At 73.8% G+C, this 15,124-nt stretch carries 14 protein-coding genes; 7 read left to right on the top strand and 7 right to left on the bottom strand.

Annotated features, from left to right (window positions below):
* Window positions 1-112 precede the first annotated feature (112 nt).
* On the bottom strand, window positions 113-994 hold the full coding sequence (locus tag O7546_RS03975; protein WP_194799512.1) for a serine hydrolase: 882 nt from the start codon (window positions 992-994) through the stop codon (window positions 113-115).
* Window positions 995-1,032: 38 nt separating this feature from the next.
* On the opposite strand from O7546_RS03975, the gene O7546_RS03970 reads away from it, so the two are divergent.
* From O7546_RS03970 to O7546_RS03955, 4 genes are all read left to right on the top strand, one after another.
* Window positions 1,033-2,010 carry a LysR substrate-binding domain-containing protein gene (locus O7546_RS03970; RefSeq protein WP_281600483.1) on the top strand — a complete coding sequence of 326 codons (978 nt, stop codon included), beginning with the start codon at window positions 1,033-1,035 and terminating at the stop codon, window positions 2,008-2,010.
* Window positions 2,011-2,050: 40 nt separating this feature from the next.
* The gene (locus O7546_RS03965; RefSeq protein ID WP_194799510.1) at window positions 2,051-3,226 is read left to right on the top strand and encodes an endonuclease; all 1,176 of its coding nucleotides are present in this window, start codon (window positions 2,051-2,053) and stop codon (window positions 3,224-3,226) included.
* 117 nt (window positions 3,227-3,343) lie between these two features.
* The gene (locus tag O7546_RS03960) at window positions 3,344-4,198 is read left to right on the top strand and encodes an aldo/keto reductase (RefSeq protein WP_281600482.1); all 855 of its coding nucleotides are present in this window, start codon (window positions 3,344-3,346) and stop codon (window positions 4,196-4,198) included.
* Between the two features lie 110 nt (window positions 4,199-4,308).
* Window positions 4,309-5,292 (top strand): aldo/keto reductase, encoded by a 984-nt coding sequence (locus tag O7546_RS03955; protein WP_194799509.1) that lies wholly within the window; start codon window positions 4,309-4,311, stop codon window positions 5,290-5,292.
* Window positions 5,293-5,355: 63 nt separating this feature from the next.
* Here O7546_RS03955 and O7546_RS03950 read toward each other — a convergent pair whose 3' ends face one another.
* Window positions 5,356-6,954, bottom strand: coding sequence for a hypothetical protein (locus O7546_RS03950; RefSeq protein WP_269696206.1), 1,599 nt, complete (start codon window positions 6,952-6,954; stop codon window positions 5,356-5,358).
* A 353-nt stretch (window positions 6,955-7,307) separates the two neighbouring features.
* On the opposite strand from O7546_RS03950, the gene O7546_RS03945 reads away from it, so the two are divergent.
* Together O7546_RS03945 and O7546_RS03940 are read left to right on the top strand one after the other, a co-directional pair.
* Window positions 7,308-8,321 carry an ATP-binding cassette domain-containing protein gene (locus tag O7546_RS03945; RefSeq protein WP_194799507.1) on the top strand — a complete coding sequence of 338 codons (1,014 nt, stop codon included), beginning with the start codon at window positions 7,308-7,310 and terminating at the stop codon, window positions 8,319-8,321.
* On the top strand, window positions 8,318-9,172 hold the full coding sequence (locus O7546_RS03940; RefSeq protein WP_194799506.1) for an ABC transporter permease: 855 nt from the start codon (window positions 8,318-8,320) through the stop codon (window positions 9,170-9,172). Before O7546_RS03945 ends, O7546_RS03940 begins: the two co-directional genes overlap by 4 nt.
* A 45-nt stretch (window positions 9,173-9,217) precedes the next feature.
* Here O7546_RS03940 and O7546_RS03935 read toward each other — a convergent pair whose 3' ends face one another.
* From O7546_RS03935 to O7546_RS03915, 5 genes are all read right to left on the bottom strand, one after another.
* Window positions 9,218-12,517 (bottom strand): AAA family ATPase, encoded by a 3,300-nt coding sequence (locus O7546_RS03935; protein ID WP_281600481.1) that lies wholly within the window; start codon window positions 12,515-12,517, stop codon window positions 9,218-9,220.
* 42 nt (window positions 12,518-12,559) lie between these two features.
* Window positions 12,560-12,967 carry a hypothetical protein gene (locus tag O7546_RS03930; RefSeq protein WP_281600480.1) on the bottom strand — a complete coding sequence of 136 codons (408 nt, stop codon included), beginning with the start codon at window positions 12,965-12,967 and terminating at the stop codon, window positions 12,560-12,562.
* Window positions 12,964-13,224 carry a hypothetical protein gene (locus O7546_RS03925; protein WP_091418956.1) on the bottom strand — a complete coding sequence of 87 codons (261 nt, stop codon included), beginning with the start codon at window positions 13,222-13,224 and terminating at the stop codon, window positions 12,964-12,966. Before O7546_RS03925 ends, O7546_RS03930 begins: the two co-directional genes overlap by 4 nt.
* A 13-nt stretch (window positions 13,225-13,237) precedes the next feature.
* Window positions 13,238-13,951 (bottom strand): hypothetical protein, encoded by a 714-nt coding sequence (locus O7546_RS03920; RefSeq protein WP_281600479.1) that lies wholly within the window; start codon window positions 13,949-13,951, stop codon window positions 13,238-13,240.
* A 158-nt stretch (window positions 13,952-14,109) separates the two neighbouring features.
* Window positions 14,110-14,415, bottom strand: coding sequence for a globin (locus O7546_RS03915; RefSeq protein WP_281600478.1), 306 nt, complete (start codon window positions 14,413-14,415; stop codon window positions 14,110-14,112).
* A gap of 116 nt (window positions 14,416-14,531) precedes the next feature.
* On the opposite strand from O7546_RS03915, the gene O7546_RS03910 reads away from it, so the two are divergent.
* A complete protein-coding gene (locus tag O7546_RS03910) occupies window positions 14,532-15,098 on the top strand; it encodes a snapalysin family zinc-dependent metalloprotease (RefSeq protein WP_262014916.1) in 567 nt (188 codons plus the stop codon).
* The last annotated feature ends 26 nt before the right edge of the window (window positions 15,099-15,124 follow it).

Genomic DNA, 15,124 nt, shown 5'->3' with positions numbered 1-15,124 from the left:
ATCGGTAGGCCCAGACCACCACCCCGCCGGCGCCGATGTCCAAGATCGACGAGCGCAACGACCGATATCCGGACCGATATCACCGCAGGCCAGGCCGGTGGCCCGGCCCGGATCAACGCAACGAATCGACGGCGGTCCGGGCCGCCTCCCCCATCGCCAGGTCCACGTCGATCCGGCGGGCGGCCAGCCGTTCGGTGCGTACCGCCACCGCTATCGCGTACCTGCGGCCGTCGGGGTACTCCGCGACGCCGGCTTCGAGGTGCAGTCCCGGCAGGGTGCCGGTCTTCCCGGCGACCCGGACCCCGGGTGGGAAACCGGCGGCCAGCCGGGTCCAGAAGAGCTGCCGTGCCATCAGCTCCCGGACCATGGCGCACGCGGGCGCCGGGCCGGCCTCGTCCCGCCACACCAGGCGGAGCAGCCGGGTCAGCTCCCGGGCGGTGCTGGAGCTGGTGTGCTCGGGGTCGAAGACCCGCATCGCGCGGACCTGTTCGGGCGACAGGGTGGGGAAGATCCGCGCGAAGTCCGCCTCGGTGCGTGCGCCCACGTCGGAGAGCATCGTCTCGACGAGTTGCCGGGGGCCGCCGACGATCCGGGTGCGCGGCAGGTCCAGCTCCGCGGCCAGCATCGGCAGCACGTCCGCCCCGATCCGGCGCAGCAGCAGGTCGGCCGCCGTGTTGTCACTCACCGACATGGCCAGGTACGCGAGGTCGCGCAGGGAGACCTCCACGTCGTCGGCGCAGCCGGCCACACCCCAGCCGCCGAGCCGGTCGGCGGCACCGACGAGCACCCGTTCGGTCGGGTCGAGCTGGCCGGCGGCCGCCTGCCGGGCGAACTCCAGCACCACCATGATCTTGAAGATGGAGGCGATGACGATCTGCTCGTCGGCGCGCAGCGCCACCTCACCGCCGGTCGGGTCGTCCACGTCCACGACGTGCAGGCAACCCCGCACCCCGGCCCGCCCGAAGATCTCCCCGACCCGTTCCGCCACATCCACGCCGACACGGTAACCAGCGGCGACGCTAGGGTGCGCGGATGGACCTGCTGCGGCACCTGCGGCATTTCGTGGTGGTCGCCCGGGAACTGCACTTCGGCCGGGCCGCCGAGACGCTGGGCATGGCACAGCCGCCGCTGAGCCAGTCGATCCAGCGGTTGGAGCGGGAGCTGGGCGTCACCCTGTTCGACAGGTCACAGCGCCAGGTCGGCCTCACCACCGCCGGCCAGTTGCTGCTCGGCGAGGCCGACGAGCTGCTGGCCGGTGAACGCCGGCTGCGTCACCTCGCCGACCGGGTCCGCCGGGGCGCGCTCGGGGTGCTGCGTGCCGGCGTACCCCCGGAGACCCCGGCCGTGACGTTGCGCGCGCTGCTCGACGCGCTCGCGGCCCGCGCGCCCGGGCTCGCCCTCGACCTGCACGAACTGACGAGCGCCGAGCAGCACCGGATGCTCGCGGACGGGCGGCTGGACGTCGGCCTGCTGCACCATCCGGTCGACGGGGCCGGGCTGCGCTTCGGTGAGCCGGTGGACGTACCTGTGGGTGTGCTGCTGCCCCGGGCCTCGCCACTGGCTCGACCGCGGGAGATCGCGCTCGCCGATCTGGCCGGCATGGACCTGGTCACCGCGCCACCGGCCACCGCTCCGGGCTGGCACGAGCATCTGCTGACCGTGTGCCGGCAGCACGGTTTCGCCCCGGCCCGGGTCCGCCCCGCGCGCAACCCGGAGTTCCTGTTCGGTCTGCTCCTCGCCGGCGGCGCGGTCGCCGTCGAGCCCGCCGCGCTGGCCCGCCGGGAACCACGTGTCGCGTGGCGGCCGATCACCGGTACGCCGCTGGTCCGGCGGATCTCCGCGGCCTGGCCGATCCGTGCGGCGCACCCCGCCCCGCCGATGTTCGGCCACCTCGCCACCGAGACGCTCGCCGCGCCCGACGAACCGGGCGGGCCGGCGCTCCTCGCCCCGGCGGCCCGGCCGTGGCCGGTGCTGTTCGAGGCCGGCCGGGACGAGAAGTTGGCCCGCTGACCTCCCGCAGTTCACCCCGATCCGACTAACATCGCTGATCATGAATATCAAGTGCGTCACCCGCTCGCGACCCGGGCGGCTGATCGCGGCGGTCGTGCTCACCGTCGCGGTCGCGTTCCCGCTCGGCGTCACCGGCGCCGCGTCGGCCGCGACCACACTGACGGTGGCGCAGGCCCTCGCCGCCCAGGACGGCCGGACGGCCACCGTCACCGGCTACGTCATCGGCCAGCCCACCGCCACCACCACGGTGCTCACCTCGGGCTTCACCGCCGACACCGCGATCGCCATCGCCGACCAGGCCGGCGAGACCGGCACCGCCCGGATGCTGTACGTGCAGGTGACGGCCGCCTGGCGGAGCACCTTCGGGCTGCTCACCAACCCGTCGCTGCGCGGGCGGCAGGTCACCGCCACCGGCACGCTCACCGCGTACTTCAGCCACGGCGGGCTGAAGAACCCGACCGCCATGAGCCTCGGCGGCGGCACCACGCCGAGTCCCACGCCGACCCCGAGCCCGACCGGCACCGCCGCGCCGGACGCCTACTACGCGGCTGCGTCCGGCAAGACCGGGACGGCGCTGCGCACCGCGCTGCACGGCATCATCAGGGTGCAGACGAAGCTCAGCTACGACCAGGTGTGGGACGCGCTGAAGGACACCGACCAGGATCCGGCCAACCCGGCGAACGTGGTCCTGCTCTACAGCGGACGGTCACAGAGCAAGACGAGCAACGGCGGCGGCGCGAACGACTGGAACCGGGAGCACGTCTGGGCCAAGTCGCACGGCGACTTCGGCACCGCCACCGGTCCCGGCACCGACGTGCACCACCTTCGCCCGGAGGACGTGTCGGTCAACTCGTTGCGCGGCAACAAGGACTTCGATGCGGGCGGCGGCACGGTCGCCGAGGCGCCCGGCTGCTACACCGACGCCGACTCGTTCGAGCCGCGCGACGCGGTGAAGGGCGACGTGGCCCGCATGATCCTCTACATGGCGATCCGGTACGAGGGCGACGACGGCTGGCCGGACCTGGAACCGAACGACTCGGTCTCCAACGGCTCCGCACCCCGCCTCGGGCGGCTGTCGAAGCTGCTGGCCTGGAACGACCAGGATCCGCCGGACGCCTTCGAGAAGCGCCGCAACCAGCGCATCCACGAGCGCTGGCAGGGCAACCGCAACCCGTTCGTCGACCACCCCGAGTGGGCGCGGTCGATCTGGGGTTGACGCTCGTCCCCGATGTGAGGAAGCGTGGCGAGCGGGTAGAGACATCCGGTTGGCACGGCCGGGAGGCGGTCGGCACGGACACGCCCCGGGCACCGCACGATCGGAGATGAGGCTCTCATGGCCCAGAACGGCATTCCGGACATCGCACTCAACGACGGCAACACCATCCCGCAGCTCGGCTTCGGCGTCTTCCAGATCGAGCCGAAGGACACCGTCCGGGCCGTCGGCACCGCGCTGGAGGTCGGCTACCGGCACATCGACACCGCCCAGATGTACGGCAACGAGGCCGAGGTGGGTCAGGCGCTGCGCGCCTCCGGCCTGGACCGCGGCGAGGTCTTCGTCACCAGCAAACTGAACAACGGCTTCCACCGGCCGGACGACGCCCGCAAGGCGTTCGAGCAGTCGCTGCGGGAGCTGAAGTTCGACTACCTCGACCTGTTCCTGATCCACTGGCCGCTGCCCACCCGCTACGACGGCGACTTCGTCTCCACCTGGAAGGTGCTGGAGGAACTGCGTGACGCGGGCACGGTCCGGTCGATCGGCGTGTCCAACTTCCAGGTCGCGCACCTGGAGCGGCTGGCCGCCGAGGCGGACGTGGTGCCGGCGGTCAACCAGATCGAGGCGCACCCGTACCTCGGCAACGAGGAGGTGCGGGCGTACGACAAGGCGCACGGCATCCTCACCGAGGCGTGGTCGCCGATCGCGCAGGGCAAGGTGCTCGACGACCCGACTGTCGTCGACGTGGCCGAGCAGGTCGGCCGGACCTCGGCCCAGGTGGTGCTGCGCTGGCACGTGCAGCGCGGCGACATCGTCTTCCCGAAGTCGACCACGCCGAAGCGGATCGAGGAGAACTTCGCGATCTTCGACTTCACGCTCGACGACACCGCGATGGAGCGGCTCACCTCGCTGGACCGGGGCGAGGCCGGCCGGACGGGCCCGAACCCGGACGAGTTCGACTACATCCCGAGCTGAGCAGTCACACGTCGGAGGGGCCCCGGGGAGACCCGGGGCCCCTCCGTTGTTGACTTCGCGCGCACTCGAAGGGGCAGGGTGACCGGCAACGCTTCGACGGGGAGGAAGACATGCGCTACCGCACCATCGGCACGGACCCGGCCACCCGCCGCGAGGTCAGTGTGCTCAGTCTCGGCGCGATGCTGTTCGGCACCGCCACCGACGAGGCCACCTCGTTCGCCATCCTCGACCGGTACGTCGAGGCGGGCGGCACCTTCATCGACACCTCGGACAACTATGCCTTCTGGCAGAACGGGGGCCAGGGTGGCGAGAGCGAGGAACTGCTCGGCCGCTGGCGGCGCAGCCGCGGGATCGGCGACGAGGTGGTCATCGCGACGAAGCTGGGCGCCCGTCCGCTCGCGCCGGGCACCAGCTACGTCGACAACCCCGAAGGGCTGTCGGCGAAGGTGATCCGCGAGTCCGCCGAGCGCAGCCGGGAGCGCCTCGGGCTCGACCGGATCGACCTGCTCTACGCCCACATCGAGGACCACACGGTTCCCCTGGGGGAGACCGTGGAGGGCTTCGCCGAGCTGGTCGCCGAGGGCACCGTCGGGCTGCTGGGCGCCAGCAACCACCGCACCTGGCGGGTGGAGCGGGCGCGGGCGCTCGCCGCCGCGGCCGGGTTGCCCGGGTACGAGGTGCTGCAGTACCACCGCAGCTACCTGCCCCGGCGCCTGGACGTGCCGAGCGAGCTGGACCGGGACGGGGACGTCGGCTGGGTCGGCCCGGACCTGCTCAGCTACCTGCGCACCGAGCCGCAGCTCACGCTGGTGGCGTACTCGCCGCTGCTGAAGGGCGCGTACGTCCGGCCGGAGCGGCTCGGCGAGGAGTACGCGGTGCCCGCCACTCCGGCCCGGCTGGAGGCGCTGCGGGCGGTGGCCGCCGAGACCGGTGCCACCGTCAACCAGGTGGTGCTGGCCTGGCTGATGGGCGGCGACATCCCGGCCGTCCCGCTCGTCGGCTTCTCCTCGGTGGCGCAGCTGGAGGAGAGCCTGGCCGCGGTCGACCTGGAGCTGACCGCCGAGCAGCGGACCCGGCTGGACTCGGCACGCTGACCGGCGCCGGGCCGGGTGGCTCACACGCCACCCGGCCCGCGCCGATCAACCGGCTCGTGTCACTCAACCGGCCCGCGTCGCTGAGCCGGCCGGTGCCGCTGAGCTCGCCCGCGCCGCTGAACCGGCCGGGAACCGGTCGACAGTGACGTCGAGCCGCAGGGTGCCGGTGCCCGGCAGGGCCACCTCGGTGGCGTCGGCCGGGCGGGTCGCACCGTCGTACCAGCCGGCGTAGTTGATGTAGGGCGGCGTCCACAGCCACGCCACGGTGACCGGCTGGGGACCGAGCACGCGCAGCGCGTACTCACCGTCGCGATCCGGATCCAACGTGTATCCGATGACCTCACGGGTACGCGCGTTGCGCACAGTCAGTTCGGCGACCACCGGGCGGCCCTCCGGGTCGACGAGCCGGCCGGTGACCAGGACGCCTCGCCGTACGGCAAGGTTGTAGACGGTGGTGGCGCCGGCCCGGACGGTGACCGGCACGGCCTTGCCCCGCAGGGCGAACCCGCCGGACCACTGGGTGGCATTGTCGGCGGTGGTGAACAGCAGCGGCCAGGCGTACGGGCCGAGCCAGTCGATCCGGTAGCGGCCCTGCGCGTCCAGTTCCACTCCCCAATCCGGGAAGAAACCCGACTCGGGCGCGAGCGTCACGGTGCCGGAGGTCGCCGGCCTGCCGGTGGCCGCGCTGGTCACGGTGCCGGTGACGACACCGGAGCGGTCCAGCCGGATCGGGGGCACGGTGACCGTCTGCCCGGCCCGGAGGGTGACCACCCGGGCCTGCTTCGCGTCGCCGGTGCCGCCCGTCGCGCCGACCCACTGCGCGCCGTACGCCGATCCGCCGGCGGGGCGGGCGAACAGGTTCCAGGAGCCGGCCGCGACCAGGCCGACGCGGACGTTCCCGGAGGCGTCGGAGCAGTACCGTCCCGGGTTGTGGGGTAGTTCGCCGGTCCCGGCCGGCGCCGGCGTCACACAGGCCCCGGCGACCGGTGCGCCGGTCGCCGCGTCGACCACCCGGGAGACCACGTTCGCGGCCGGGGTCAGGACGACCACGGCGGTGCCGCTGCCGTCGGCGAGGACGTTCACCGTGGCGTAGCGGGGCAGGTGGGTGTCGTCCCGGGTGTAGACCCACACCTCCTGCGGGCCGGGGATCAGCGGCGGAACGGTCACCTGGGTGTCGCCGCACGGATTGCGCCGGGGGTCGACGAACACGCACAGCCCGTCGACCGCGGCGCCGGTGACCGCGTCGCGCGCCCGCAGGGTCGACCCGCTGGGCACGAGCAGGCGCTCGGAGACCTCCGTCGTGTCCCCCGCGGACACCCGGACCGTTCCGGCCTGCGCCCAGCTGGTCCGGCCCGGCACCCACTGCCTCAGCGACTCGTCGTCCTGGCCGTCGCTGTACACCGGGGTGATGGCGATCTTGTAGTCGCCGGCCGGCACCTCCACGCTGAGCTGCCCGGACTCGTCGAGCGGCAGGAGGTCCTTGTCGTAGCTGTTGTCGGCGGCCGTCACGGCGACGTTGGCGCCGGCCGGGCTGCCGTCGGGCCTGGTGACGGTCAGGTGGAGCACGCCGGCCGGATCCGCCGCCCCGGCGGCGGTGGGTGCGGCGGTGACGGCCAGGACCGTCACGGCGAGTGCGCCGAGCACTCTTCGGACGATGGACACGGTGGACCCCTCTCGGTTTCAATGCGCTCAAGAGGCGTCCGCGTCACCACAACCAGGACACGCCCCCCGTGCGTCGGATGCCGGCGCAGCATATGGCAGACGATCGATCGGGCACTGTCCGCGACCGGTCATCCGGCGGACTGCTGCGGGAACGGTCATAACCCCGCCTTCCTCCCGTACCGGCCGTCGTCGGCCGGGAATCGCCACCGCCAGATCGGATCTGGCGGGCCGTCTGGCGCCTGAGAGGTGAGGCCGGCACAACACCACAGCATCCCGGCCTCGTTGAAACAGGCGATCGGTCTGGCGGCACGCCCGTACGCCTGTCGAGACACCGACGAGAGAGGTAGCGATTCATGAGCAACCGGAACACCGGCCTGGCCGTCGAGGCCGAGGGCCTGGTCCGGTCCTTCGGTTCGACCCGGGCACTCGACGGGCTGGACCTGCGGGTTCCCGCCGGCACCGTCTACGGCGTCCTGGGCCCGAACGGCGCCGGGAAGACCACAGCCGTACGCGTGCTGGCGACGCTGCTGCGCCCGGACGGCGGCACGGCCCGGGTCTTCGGGCACGACGTGGTGCGCGAGGCCGACGCGGTGCGCGCCCGGGTGAGCCTGACCGGCCAGTACGCCTCGCTGGACGAGGACCTGACCGGCGCGGAGAACCTGGTCCTGCTGGGCCGGCTGCTCGGGCTGGGCCGGGCCGGCGCCCGGGACCGGGCCGAACAGCTACTCGCCGCGTTCGGGCTGACCGAGGCGGCGGGACGGCAGGTGAAGAAGTACTCCGGTGGGATGCGGCGGCGCATCGACATCGCCGCGAGCATCCTCAACACGCCGGACCTGCTGTTCCTCGACGAGCCGACCACCGGGCTGGACCCGCGCAGCCGCAACCAGGTGTGGGCGATCGTGCGGGCGGTGGTGGCGTACGGCACGACGGTGCTGCTGACCACGCAGTACCTCGACGAGGCGGACCAGCTCGCCGGCCGGATCGCCGTGGTCGACCACGGCCGGGTGATCGCGGAGGGCACCCCGGGCGAGTTGAAGTCGTCGATCGGCGCGGGCAGCGTCCACATCCGGCTGCGCGATCCGGAGCAGCGGCCGCAGGCCGAGCAGGTGCTGCGGGCGTCGCTCGGCGTACCGGTGCAGCTCGCCGCGGACCCGGCGGCGCTGACCGCCCGCGTCGGCGAGCACGGCACCGATCTGGAGGCCGGTACGCAGGCGGCGCGGGCGCTCGGTGAGCTGGCCGCCGCCGGCATCGTGGTGGACGACTTCTCCCTCGGCCAGCCCAGCCTGGACGAGGTCTTCCTGGCCCTGACCGACCACCCGGCCGTCCCGGCGGACGAGCGGGACGACGAACTGGAGGCGGCGCGATGAGCGACACCGCGATCAGCACCGGGCGGTCGCCGTCCGTCTACATGCCGTCCGCCGAGGCGCTGGCCACCGTGCTCGCCCCGGCCGAGCGGCCGGCCCGGCCCAGCGCGTTGTCGGCGTCGCTGACGTTCGGCTGGCGGGCGCTGCTGAAGATCAAGCACGTGCCGGAGCAGCTGTTCGACGTGACCGCGTTCCCGATCATCATGGTGCTGATGTTCACGTACCTGTTCGGTGGCGCGCTCGCCGACAGCCCGCGTGCGTACCTGCAGTTCTTCCTGCCCGGCATCATGGTCACGAGCGTCGTGATGATCACCATGTACACCGGGGTCGGGCTGAACAGCGACATCGAGAAGGGCGTCTTCGACCGGATCCGTACGCTGCCGGTCTGGCGGCCGGCGGCGCTGGTCGGGATGATCTTCGGCGACGTGCTGCGCTACGTCCTGGCCGCCGTGGTCATCCTCACCGTGGGCGTGGTGCTCGGCTTCCGCCCCGACGGCGGTCTGCTCGGGGTGCTCGCCGGGATCGGGCTGCTGGTGATCTTCTCGTTCGCGTTCTCCTGGGTGTGGACGTTCTTCGGCCTGGTGCTGCGCAGCGAGAAGTCGGTGATGGGGACCAGCATGATGGTGCTGTTCCCGCTGACGTTCCTGAGCAACGTGTTCGTCGACCCGTCGACCATGCCCGGTTGGCTGCAGGCGTTCGTCAAGATCAACCCGATCACCCAGCTCGTCACCTCGGTCCGCGCGGCGATGGCCGGCTCGGTGGACGGCCCGAGCACCATGTGGATGCTGCTCTGGAGCGCCCTCTTCGTGGTCGTCTTCGGCACGCTGACGATGTACCGCTACAACCGCCGCTGACGCGACGAGGGTGGCGGGGTCCACCCGGCCCCGCCACCTTGTCGGTCAGAGCCGCCAGGGCACCGGCTCGGCCGGCCGGTAGCGGCAGGCGCCGCCGGTGGTGACCGACTCGCGCAGGTGCGCGGCGAGCGCCGGATGCCGCTCGTCGATGCGGCGCAGGGTGTCCCGGATCCGTCCGGTCACCGCCTTGCGCGCCCGTTCCGCCTGGTCACCGAGTCGCCGGTGGCGCCCGGCCAGCCCGGCGGCGGCACGCAACTGGTCGAGCAGCGCCGCGCGCTCGGCGTCCAGTTCGGCCAGCCGCCGCCCGTCGTCCTTGGCCGCCGCCCGGTCGATCTCGTCGTCGAGCCGCCGCAGGTGCCGGCGGTAGCGGGCCTTCGCCTCGTCGTCGAGCACCGGATCGGCTCCGAGGCGGCGCACGGCGACGAGTTCCGGACCGGCCGCCGGGTCGAGCAGTTCGACGGCGGGCACGTCCGTGCCGGGACGGCTCAGCAACAGGCGCAGGTCGTGCAGCCCTTTGGCGTCGGGCAGGTGCACCACGACGCCGTCGTACGCGAGGCGCCACACCGGCCCGTCCGGACGGAACTCGGGCTGGATGACGTCCGCGCCGGGGTCGGGCGGCCGCCCGTGCACCACACCCGCCCGGGACAGGCCCAGCGCACCCCGCCGGCTGGACAGCGACGACGCGACGGCCAGGGCCGGAACGCCCGCGCCGAGCCGGGCCGGCACCGGCGCGACCACTGCGGACACCGCCGCCGGGGCGGGATCCGCCGCGCCCAGCCGGTCCACCACCTGAACCATCCCCAGCGACAGCGCCTCGGCCACCGTCTCGGCCCGCAGTCGCCGCGCCTCGGCCGCGTCGCCCGGCCCGCCGCGCCCGGCGAGCGCGCCCACCAGACCGGCCCGGGCCAGCACCGACCAGGGCCGGGCGCCCAGCCGGTCGGCCGCGTCCCGGGCCGCCGCGTAGCAGTCGACAGCGTCGTCCCACCGGCCCTCGGCCGCGTCCACACCGGCCAACCACAGGTCGACCGGGCCGACGATGTCGCAGCCGAACAATGCCGCCGCCCACTGCCCGCGGTGCGGGGCCAGGTCGGCCCGCACCGCCGCGCACCGCGCCGGGTCGCCGTCCACTGCCGCCGCCTGCGCCCGCAGGCGCAGCCACAACGGCGACACCGACCGGGGGTACGCGGTGCCCGCTGCCTCGATCGCGGCGGTGAGCCGCAGCACCGTGGCCACGTCGCCGCGCTCGGCCGCGGTGATCGCCCGGAGCAGCTCCACCTGCGGGTGCCCGGCGCCCACCCGGTCGAGCACCGCCTCGGCCTCGGCGAGGCGGCCGTACAGCAGCAGAATCGACCAGCGCATGTGGTGCGTCATGAACGCGTGATCGGAGTGCCCCGGCTCGCGGTAGCTCTCCGCCTCGGCGAAGCCCGCCTCGGCGGCGGCGAGGTCGCCCTGGAAGGCGGCGATGATGGCGGTGTCCGCGATCGCCGCCACCCGCTGCCGGGCCACGTCGTCGCGTCGCGCGCCGGTCACGAACGCGGTCAGCTCCTGCCGGTAGCCCGGATCGCCCAGCTCCAGCAGCGCGACCCAGCGCAGGGCCGTGGCCCACAGCTCGGTCTCCCGGTCGCCGCTGCGGCGGGCCACCTCCCGGATCTCGGCGGTGACCACGGCTCGCTCCTGCGCGGTGCCGAGCCCCCAGGTGGTGTCGTGGCGGGCCCACAGGCTGAAGGTGAGCGCCTCGTCGTCGCGGCCGTGCCGGGCGAGCGTCTCGGTGGCGGTGATCAGGTCGGTGACCAGCGCGCGTACCGGCCGTTCCGGGTCCGGCTCCGCGATCGACCGCCGGTACGCCTCCCGGACCAGCTCGGCGGCGTCGAGCCGGCGGCGGGTGGCGGAGTGCTGCCGGTGGGCGATGAGCGCCACCCGGGTCAGCACGCCGGGATCGGGCAGCTCCCTCGCCAGCGCGGCGGCCTCGGCCAGCAGCCGCTCCACCTCGGCCGGCGGGCCGGCGTGGTGCAGCAGCCCGGCCAGTTCCAGCAGCACCCGGACCCGCCGGCCGGGCTCGCCGGTCAGTTCGAGCGCGCGCCGGTAGTGCCGTACCGACTCGTCCACGGCGATCCGGCCCCCGGCGTCGCGGGCGGCGGCCAGCAGCAGGTCACCGGCGCGTTCCGGGTCCAGCTCGGCGCCGGCCAGCCAGGCGTGCCGGGCCAGGTGGGCCGGGCTGAGTGCGCCGGCGAGCAGGTCCGATTGGTAGACGGCCCGGACCACCGCCGCGTGCCGGGCCCGCCGTTCGTCGTCGGCCAGCCCGTCGTAGAGCGTCTCGCGGACCAGGTCGTGTACGAAGACGAACCGGCCGCCGTCGCGGGGCAGCACCAGCCGGGCCGCGGCGGCGCGGGCGAGCAGCCGGTCCACCTGCGCGACCGGAGCGGGTACGCAGGCGGCGAGCGTCCGCCTGTCGAACTCGCGGCCGAGCACGGCGGCCACCGTGAGCGCCTCGACCACTCCGGCGGGCAACTGGTCGAGCCGGCGGCGCACCACCTCCCGTACACCGGGGGCGACGGTGTCGGTCAGGCCGTGGGTGTGCCAGAGGCGGGCGGTCTGCTCGACGAAGAACGGGTTCCCGCCGGTGCGCCGGTGCACCTCGTCGACGACGCTCGCGTCGGGCTCCCGGCCGGCGGTGCGGGCCATCAGGGCGGCCACCTCGGCACGGCCCAGCCCGGCGAGCGTGACGGTGGTGGCCTTGGCGGTGAGCGGCAGCAGCCACTGCCGCAGCGGGTGGTCGCCGGATTCGACTTCGGCGTCCCGGTAGGTGCCGATCAGCAGCAGCCGCTCGAACCAGGCGTGCTGGGTGACGAACTGGAGCAGCCGCAGCGACGCCGGGTCGGCCCAGTGCAGGTCGTCGAGGACCACCGCGACCGGCCGGTGCTGGGCCACGGCGGCCAGGGCGGCGGTCACCGCGTCGTGCCTGTCGAACTCGGCCCGGCCGACGTCACCCGGCTCGGTCATGTCGCCCGCCGTGCGCTCGCCGAGCAGTGCCGCCAGGCCGGCGGCGGCCGCCTCCCGCACCCCGCGCGGGTCGTCGGCGGACCGGGCCAGCCGGCGCAGCACCTGCACCCAGGGCCAGTAGTCGGGAGCGGTGTCGGAGTCCCAGCAGGCGGCGCCGAGCACCAGCGCCCCGCCGCGGCGGGCCTCGTCGGCGGCGGCCGACACCAGCGTGGTCTTGCCGATGCCCGGCTCGCCGGTGACCAGGACGAGACCGCCGTGACTGTCGACCAGCCGGGCCACCTCGGCGCGCAGCAGCGCAGCGGGATGCTCCCGCCCGATGAGGTGTTGGCCGAACCGCGGCTCCATGACCTCACGACGCTAGCCGAAGGGTCCGACAAGGAGGGTCCCTCAGAGCCGCGCGTCGGTCACCACGTGCGCGCACGCCGGGCAGGCGGCCGGTCCCTGTTCGGCGAACCACCGGCAGGTACGCCGGATCGCGCACTTCGGCAGCGTCTCCTCCGCGGGCGGGGCGGTCTCGGCGTACGAGGCGGCCATCCGGGCGCCCAGCCCGCAGTGCGAGCCGGTCCAGAAGCCGCAGGACGAGGTGACGCACGGGCCGGCGAGCCGGGCCCGCGACTCGATCGGCTCGTCGGAGTCACCGAGCCCGGCGAGCGCCACCTCGGCCGGTACGGCCGGTGTCAAGTAGGCCACCCGGCCCGCCGGAGTGATCATGCCGAGGAACACGGTGGCGTTCGACGCCGGGGTGCTCGGGCACATCCGCTCCGGCGTGCCGGCCGGCCGGGCGGTGTCGGTCACCGCTGGATCCAGAACCCGATGTCGTTGATCTTCTGCCCGAGGTCCTGGGCGAACGGCCCGTCGATGACCCAGAGGCCGTACCACTCGGGACGCAGCTTGATGTTGCCGTGGCCGACGGTCAGCGGGTTGGTCAGCCTGGCGTCGGCGGTACGCAGCGCGGCCAGGCCGGCCTTCTGGATCTCCGCGGCGATCAGTGTCTGCTGCTCGGGGCTCAGGTCGACGCCGTCGACCACGAAGCGGAACTCGTTGCGGGCCATGTGCTTCCTCCGGTCACTCGTACGATTCGGTGCCCAGCCCGCGACGCAGGCTGGTGCGGGTGAAGGCCGCCCAGCCGGCGTGCGAGGCGGCGTCGGTGCGATGCCCGGCGCGGGCGAGCACCCGGGCGGCGTGCTCCGCCCAGCGGTCGGCGGTCGCCGTGGTGTCGCCCCACAGTTCGCGGCAGGCCGCGACCGCGAAGGCGACCTGTTCCGGCGCGCCGGTGAACCCGGCAGGTCCGTCGGCGACCCGGACCGTGCCGTCCGGGCGGACCCGCACGCTCGGGAAGTGGTGGTGCAGGCTGGCCAGCGTGGCCAGGTGGGTGGCGTCCCGCCGGCCGGCGGCGAAGCCGGCGCGCAGCTCGTCGTCGCGGCGGTGCCGGATCCCGTGCAGCACCAGCGCGTCGCCGGCCGCCTCGATCCGGGCGACCACCTGCACCGGCACGCTCCAGGCCGCCGGCGAGTTCGCCGACCAGAACGCCAGCCAGGCGGCGAGCCGGGCGTGGAAGTCGGCTTGGACGGCGACCGGGAGTGCGGATCCGTCGGGCGCCCGCAGCGCGGCGGTGGCGATGCGGTCCCGGGAGACGAGTGGCGTCGCGGGGCGGCCCGGTGCGGCCGCCGCGGCGCCGGTGGTGGTGGCGACGGCCAGGCCGGTCACTGTGACCGCAGAGGCCGCCGCCGCGCCGGCGAGCAGTCGCCGACGGTCGAGCAGGTGTCCGTTGTCGTTCATCGTCGGCCCTTCGTCGACGGCAGTGCCCCGACGCTATCGACCGGAAGCGATCAGAAATACACCCTGCGTGACGGGAGGCCGACAGGAAAGCCGGGGATACCCGGCGGCGTGAACGACCGTTCCTGTGCCCGGTTCACGCCACCCGGCCTGGCGGGCGGTCAGGCCCGGAGCAGCCCGGCCACGGCCCGCTGCGCGTCGACGACTGTCGCCGCCGGCAGGTCGAGCGTCCAGAGTGCCGCGGCCAGGTAGTCCAGGACGCGCCAGCGCTGCTCGCCGGTGAGCGGCGGGCGTCGTGGTCCACCGAGGACCGGTGTGCCGGCGTCCGCGGGCACGCCGTCCGGGCTCCGCCGCGTCCCGCCCAGCGCCGCGCCCAGCCGGGCGGTGAGCACCGCGGCGCGCACGGCGACCGGGCCGAGCCGTTCGCCGGGCTCGCGGGGACAGGTCACCAGCTCCGTGGTCCGCACGACGAGGGGTACGGATGATCGAGCCCGGTCAGTTCACCGCAACCCTTGATATCGATGAATGCCTATCTATAGGCTTGCGGCGTTCCGCTCACCCCCCATCCCAAGGAGTGTGAACCATGCGTAAGCCCAAGCTGTCCCGGATCCTCGCCACCCTCGCGGCCGCGACGCTGGCAGCAGTAGGCGCGGTAGCCGTCAACCCGGCTCCGGCCTCCGCCGCCGTCCGCAACGTCTGCTACAACATCAGCCAGGCCGGCCCGTTCGCCAACACGGCGGTGCAGGCGGCGGCGATCTGGAACAACTACACGAACAACATCAACATGGCCCAGTGCGGGTCCAACCTGCGGATCACCTACACCTACGGCGGCGGCTCGTACGCCCAGCGCACCAGCCTCGGCAACGGCCGCGTGGTGATCGACTACAACCAGGCCCAGCAGTACTCGGCACTGCGCATCATGACGCACGAGATCGGCCACATCCTCGGCCTGCCGGACAACTACAACGGCAACTGCGCCATCCTGATGTCCGGCGGCAGCGCCGGCACGAGCTGCACCAACCCGTACCCCAGCTCCGCCGAGGCATCCCGGGTCGACTCGCTGTTCGGCTTCGCCGTCCGCAGCGCGACGCCCGCCCAGGTCTTCACCGGCAGCTGGCCGGCCGCCTCGACCGTGGGCGCCCAGCGCTGACGACGCACTGACGACGGGGTCGGCGG

Source organism: Micromonospora sp. WMMA1976, assembly GCF_027497335.1.
Classification (GTDB): domain Bacteria; phylum Actinomycetota; class Actinomycetes; order Mycobacteriales; family Micromonosporaceae; genus Micromonospora; species Micromonospora aurantiaca.
This window is presented reverse-complemented; position numbering and strand designations above follow the sequence as displayed.

Excerpts from the sequence above, each read along its gene's own strand:
- O7546_RS03970 (WP_281600483.1), top strand. The coding sequence starts at position 1,033 with ATGGACCTGCTGCGGCACCTGCGGCATTTCGTGGTGGTCGCCCGGGAA.
- O7546_RS03965 (WP_194799510.1), top strand. The coding sequence starts at position 2,051 with ATGAATATCAAGTGCGTCACCCGCTCGCGACCCGGGCGGCTGATCGCG.
- O7546_RS03960 (WP_281600482.1), top strand. The coding sequence starts at position 3,344 with ATGGCCCAGAACGGCATTCCGGACATCGCACTCAACGACGGCAACACC.
- O7546_RS03955 (WP_194799509.1), top strand. The coding sequence starts at position 4,309 with ATGCGCTACCGCACCATCGGCACGGACCCGGCCACCCGCCGCGAGGTC.
- O7546_RS03945 (WP_194799507.1), top strand. The coding sequence starts at position 7,308 with ATGAGCAACCGGAACACCGGCCTGGCCGTCGAGGCCGAGGGCCTGGTC.
- O7546_RS03940 (WP_194799506.1), top strand. The coding sequence starts at position 8,318 with ATGAGCGACACCGCGATCAGCACCGGGCGGTCGCCGTCCGTCTACATG.
- O7546_RS03935 (WP_281600481.1), bottom strand. The coding sequence starts at position 12,517 with ATGGAGCCGCGGTTCGGCCAACACCTCATCGGGCGGGAGCATCCCGCT.
- O7546_RS03925 (WP_091418956.1), bottom strand. The coding sequence starts at position 13,224 with ATGGCCCGCAACGAGTTCCGCTTCGTGGTCGACGGCGTCGACCTGAGC.
- O7546_RS03920 (WP_281600479.1), bottom strand. The coding sequence starts at position 13,951 with ATGAACGACAACGGACACCTGCTCGACCGTCGGCGACTGCTCGCCGGC.
- O7546_RS03910 (WP_262014916.1), top strand. The coding sequence starts at position 14,532 with ATGCGTAAGCCCAAGCTGTCCCGGATCCTCGCCACCCTCGCGGCCGCG.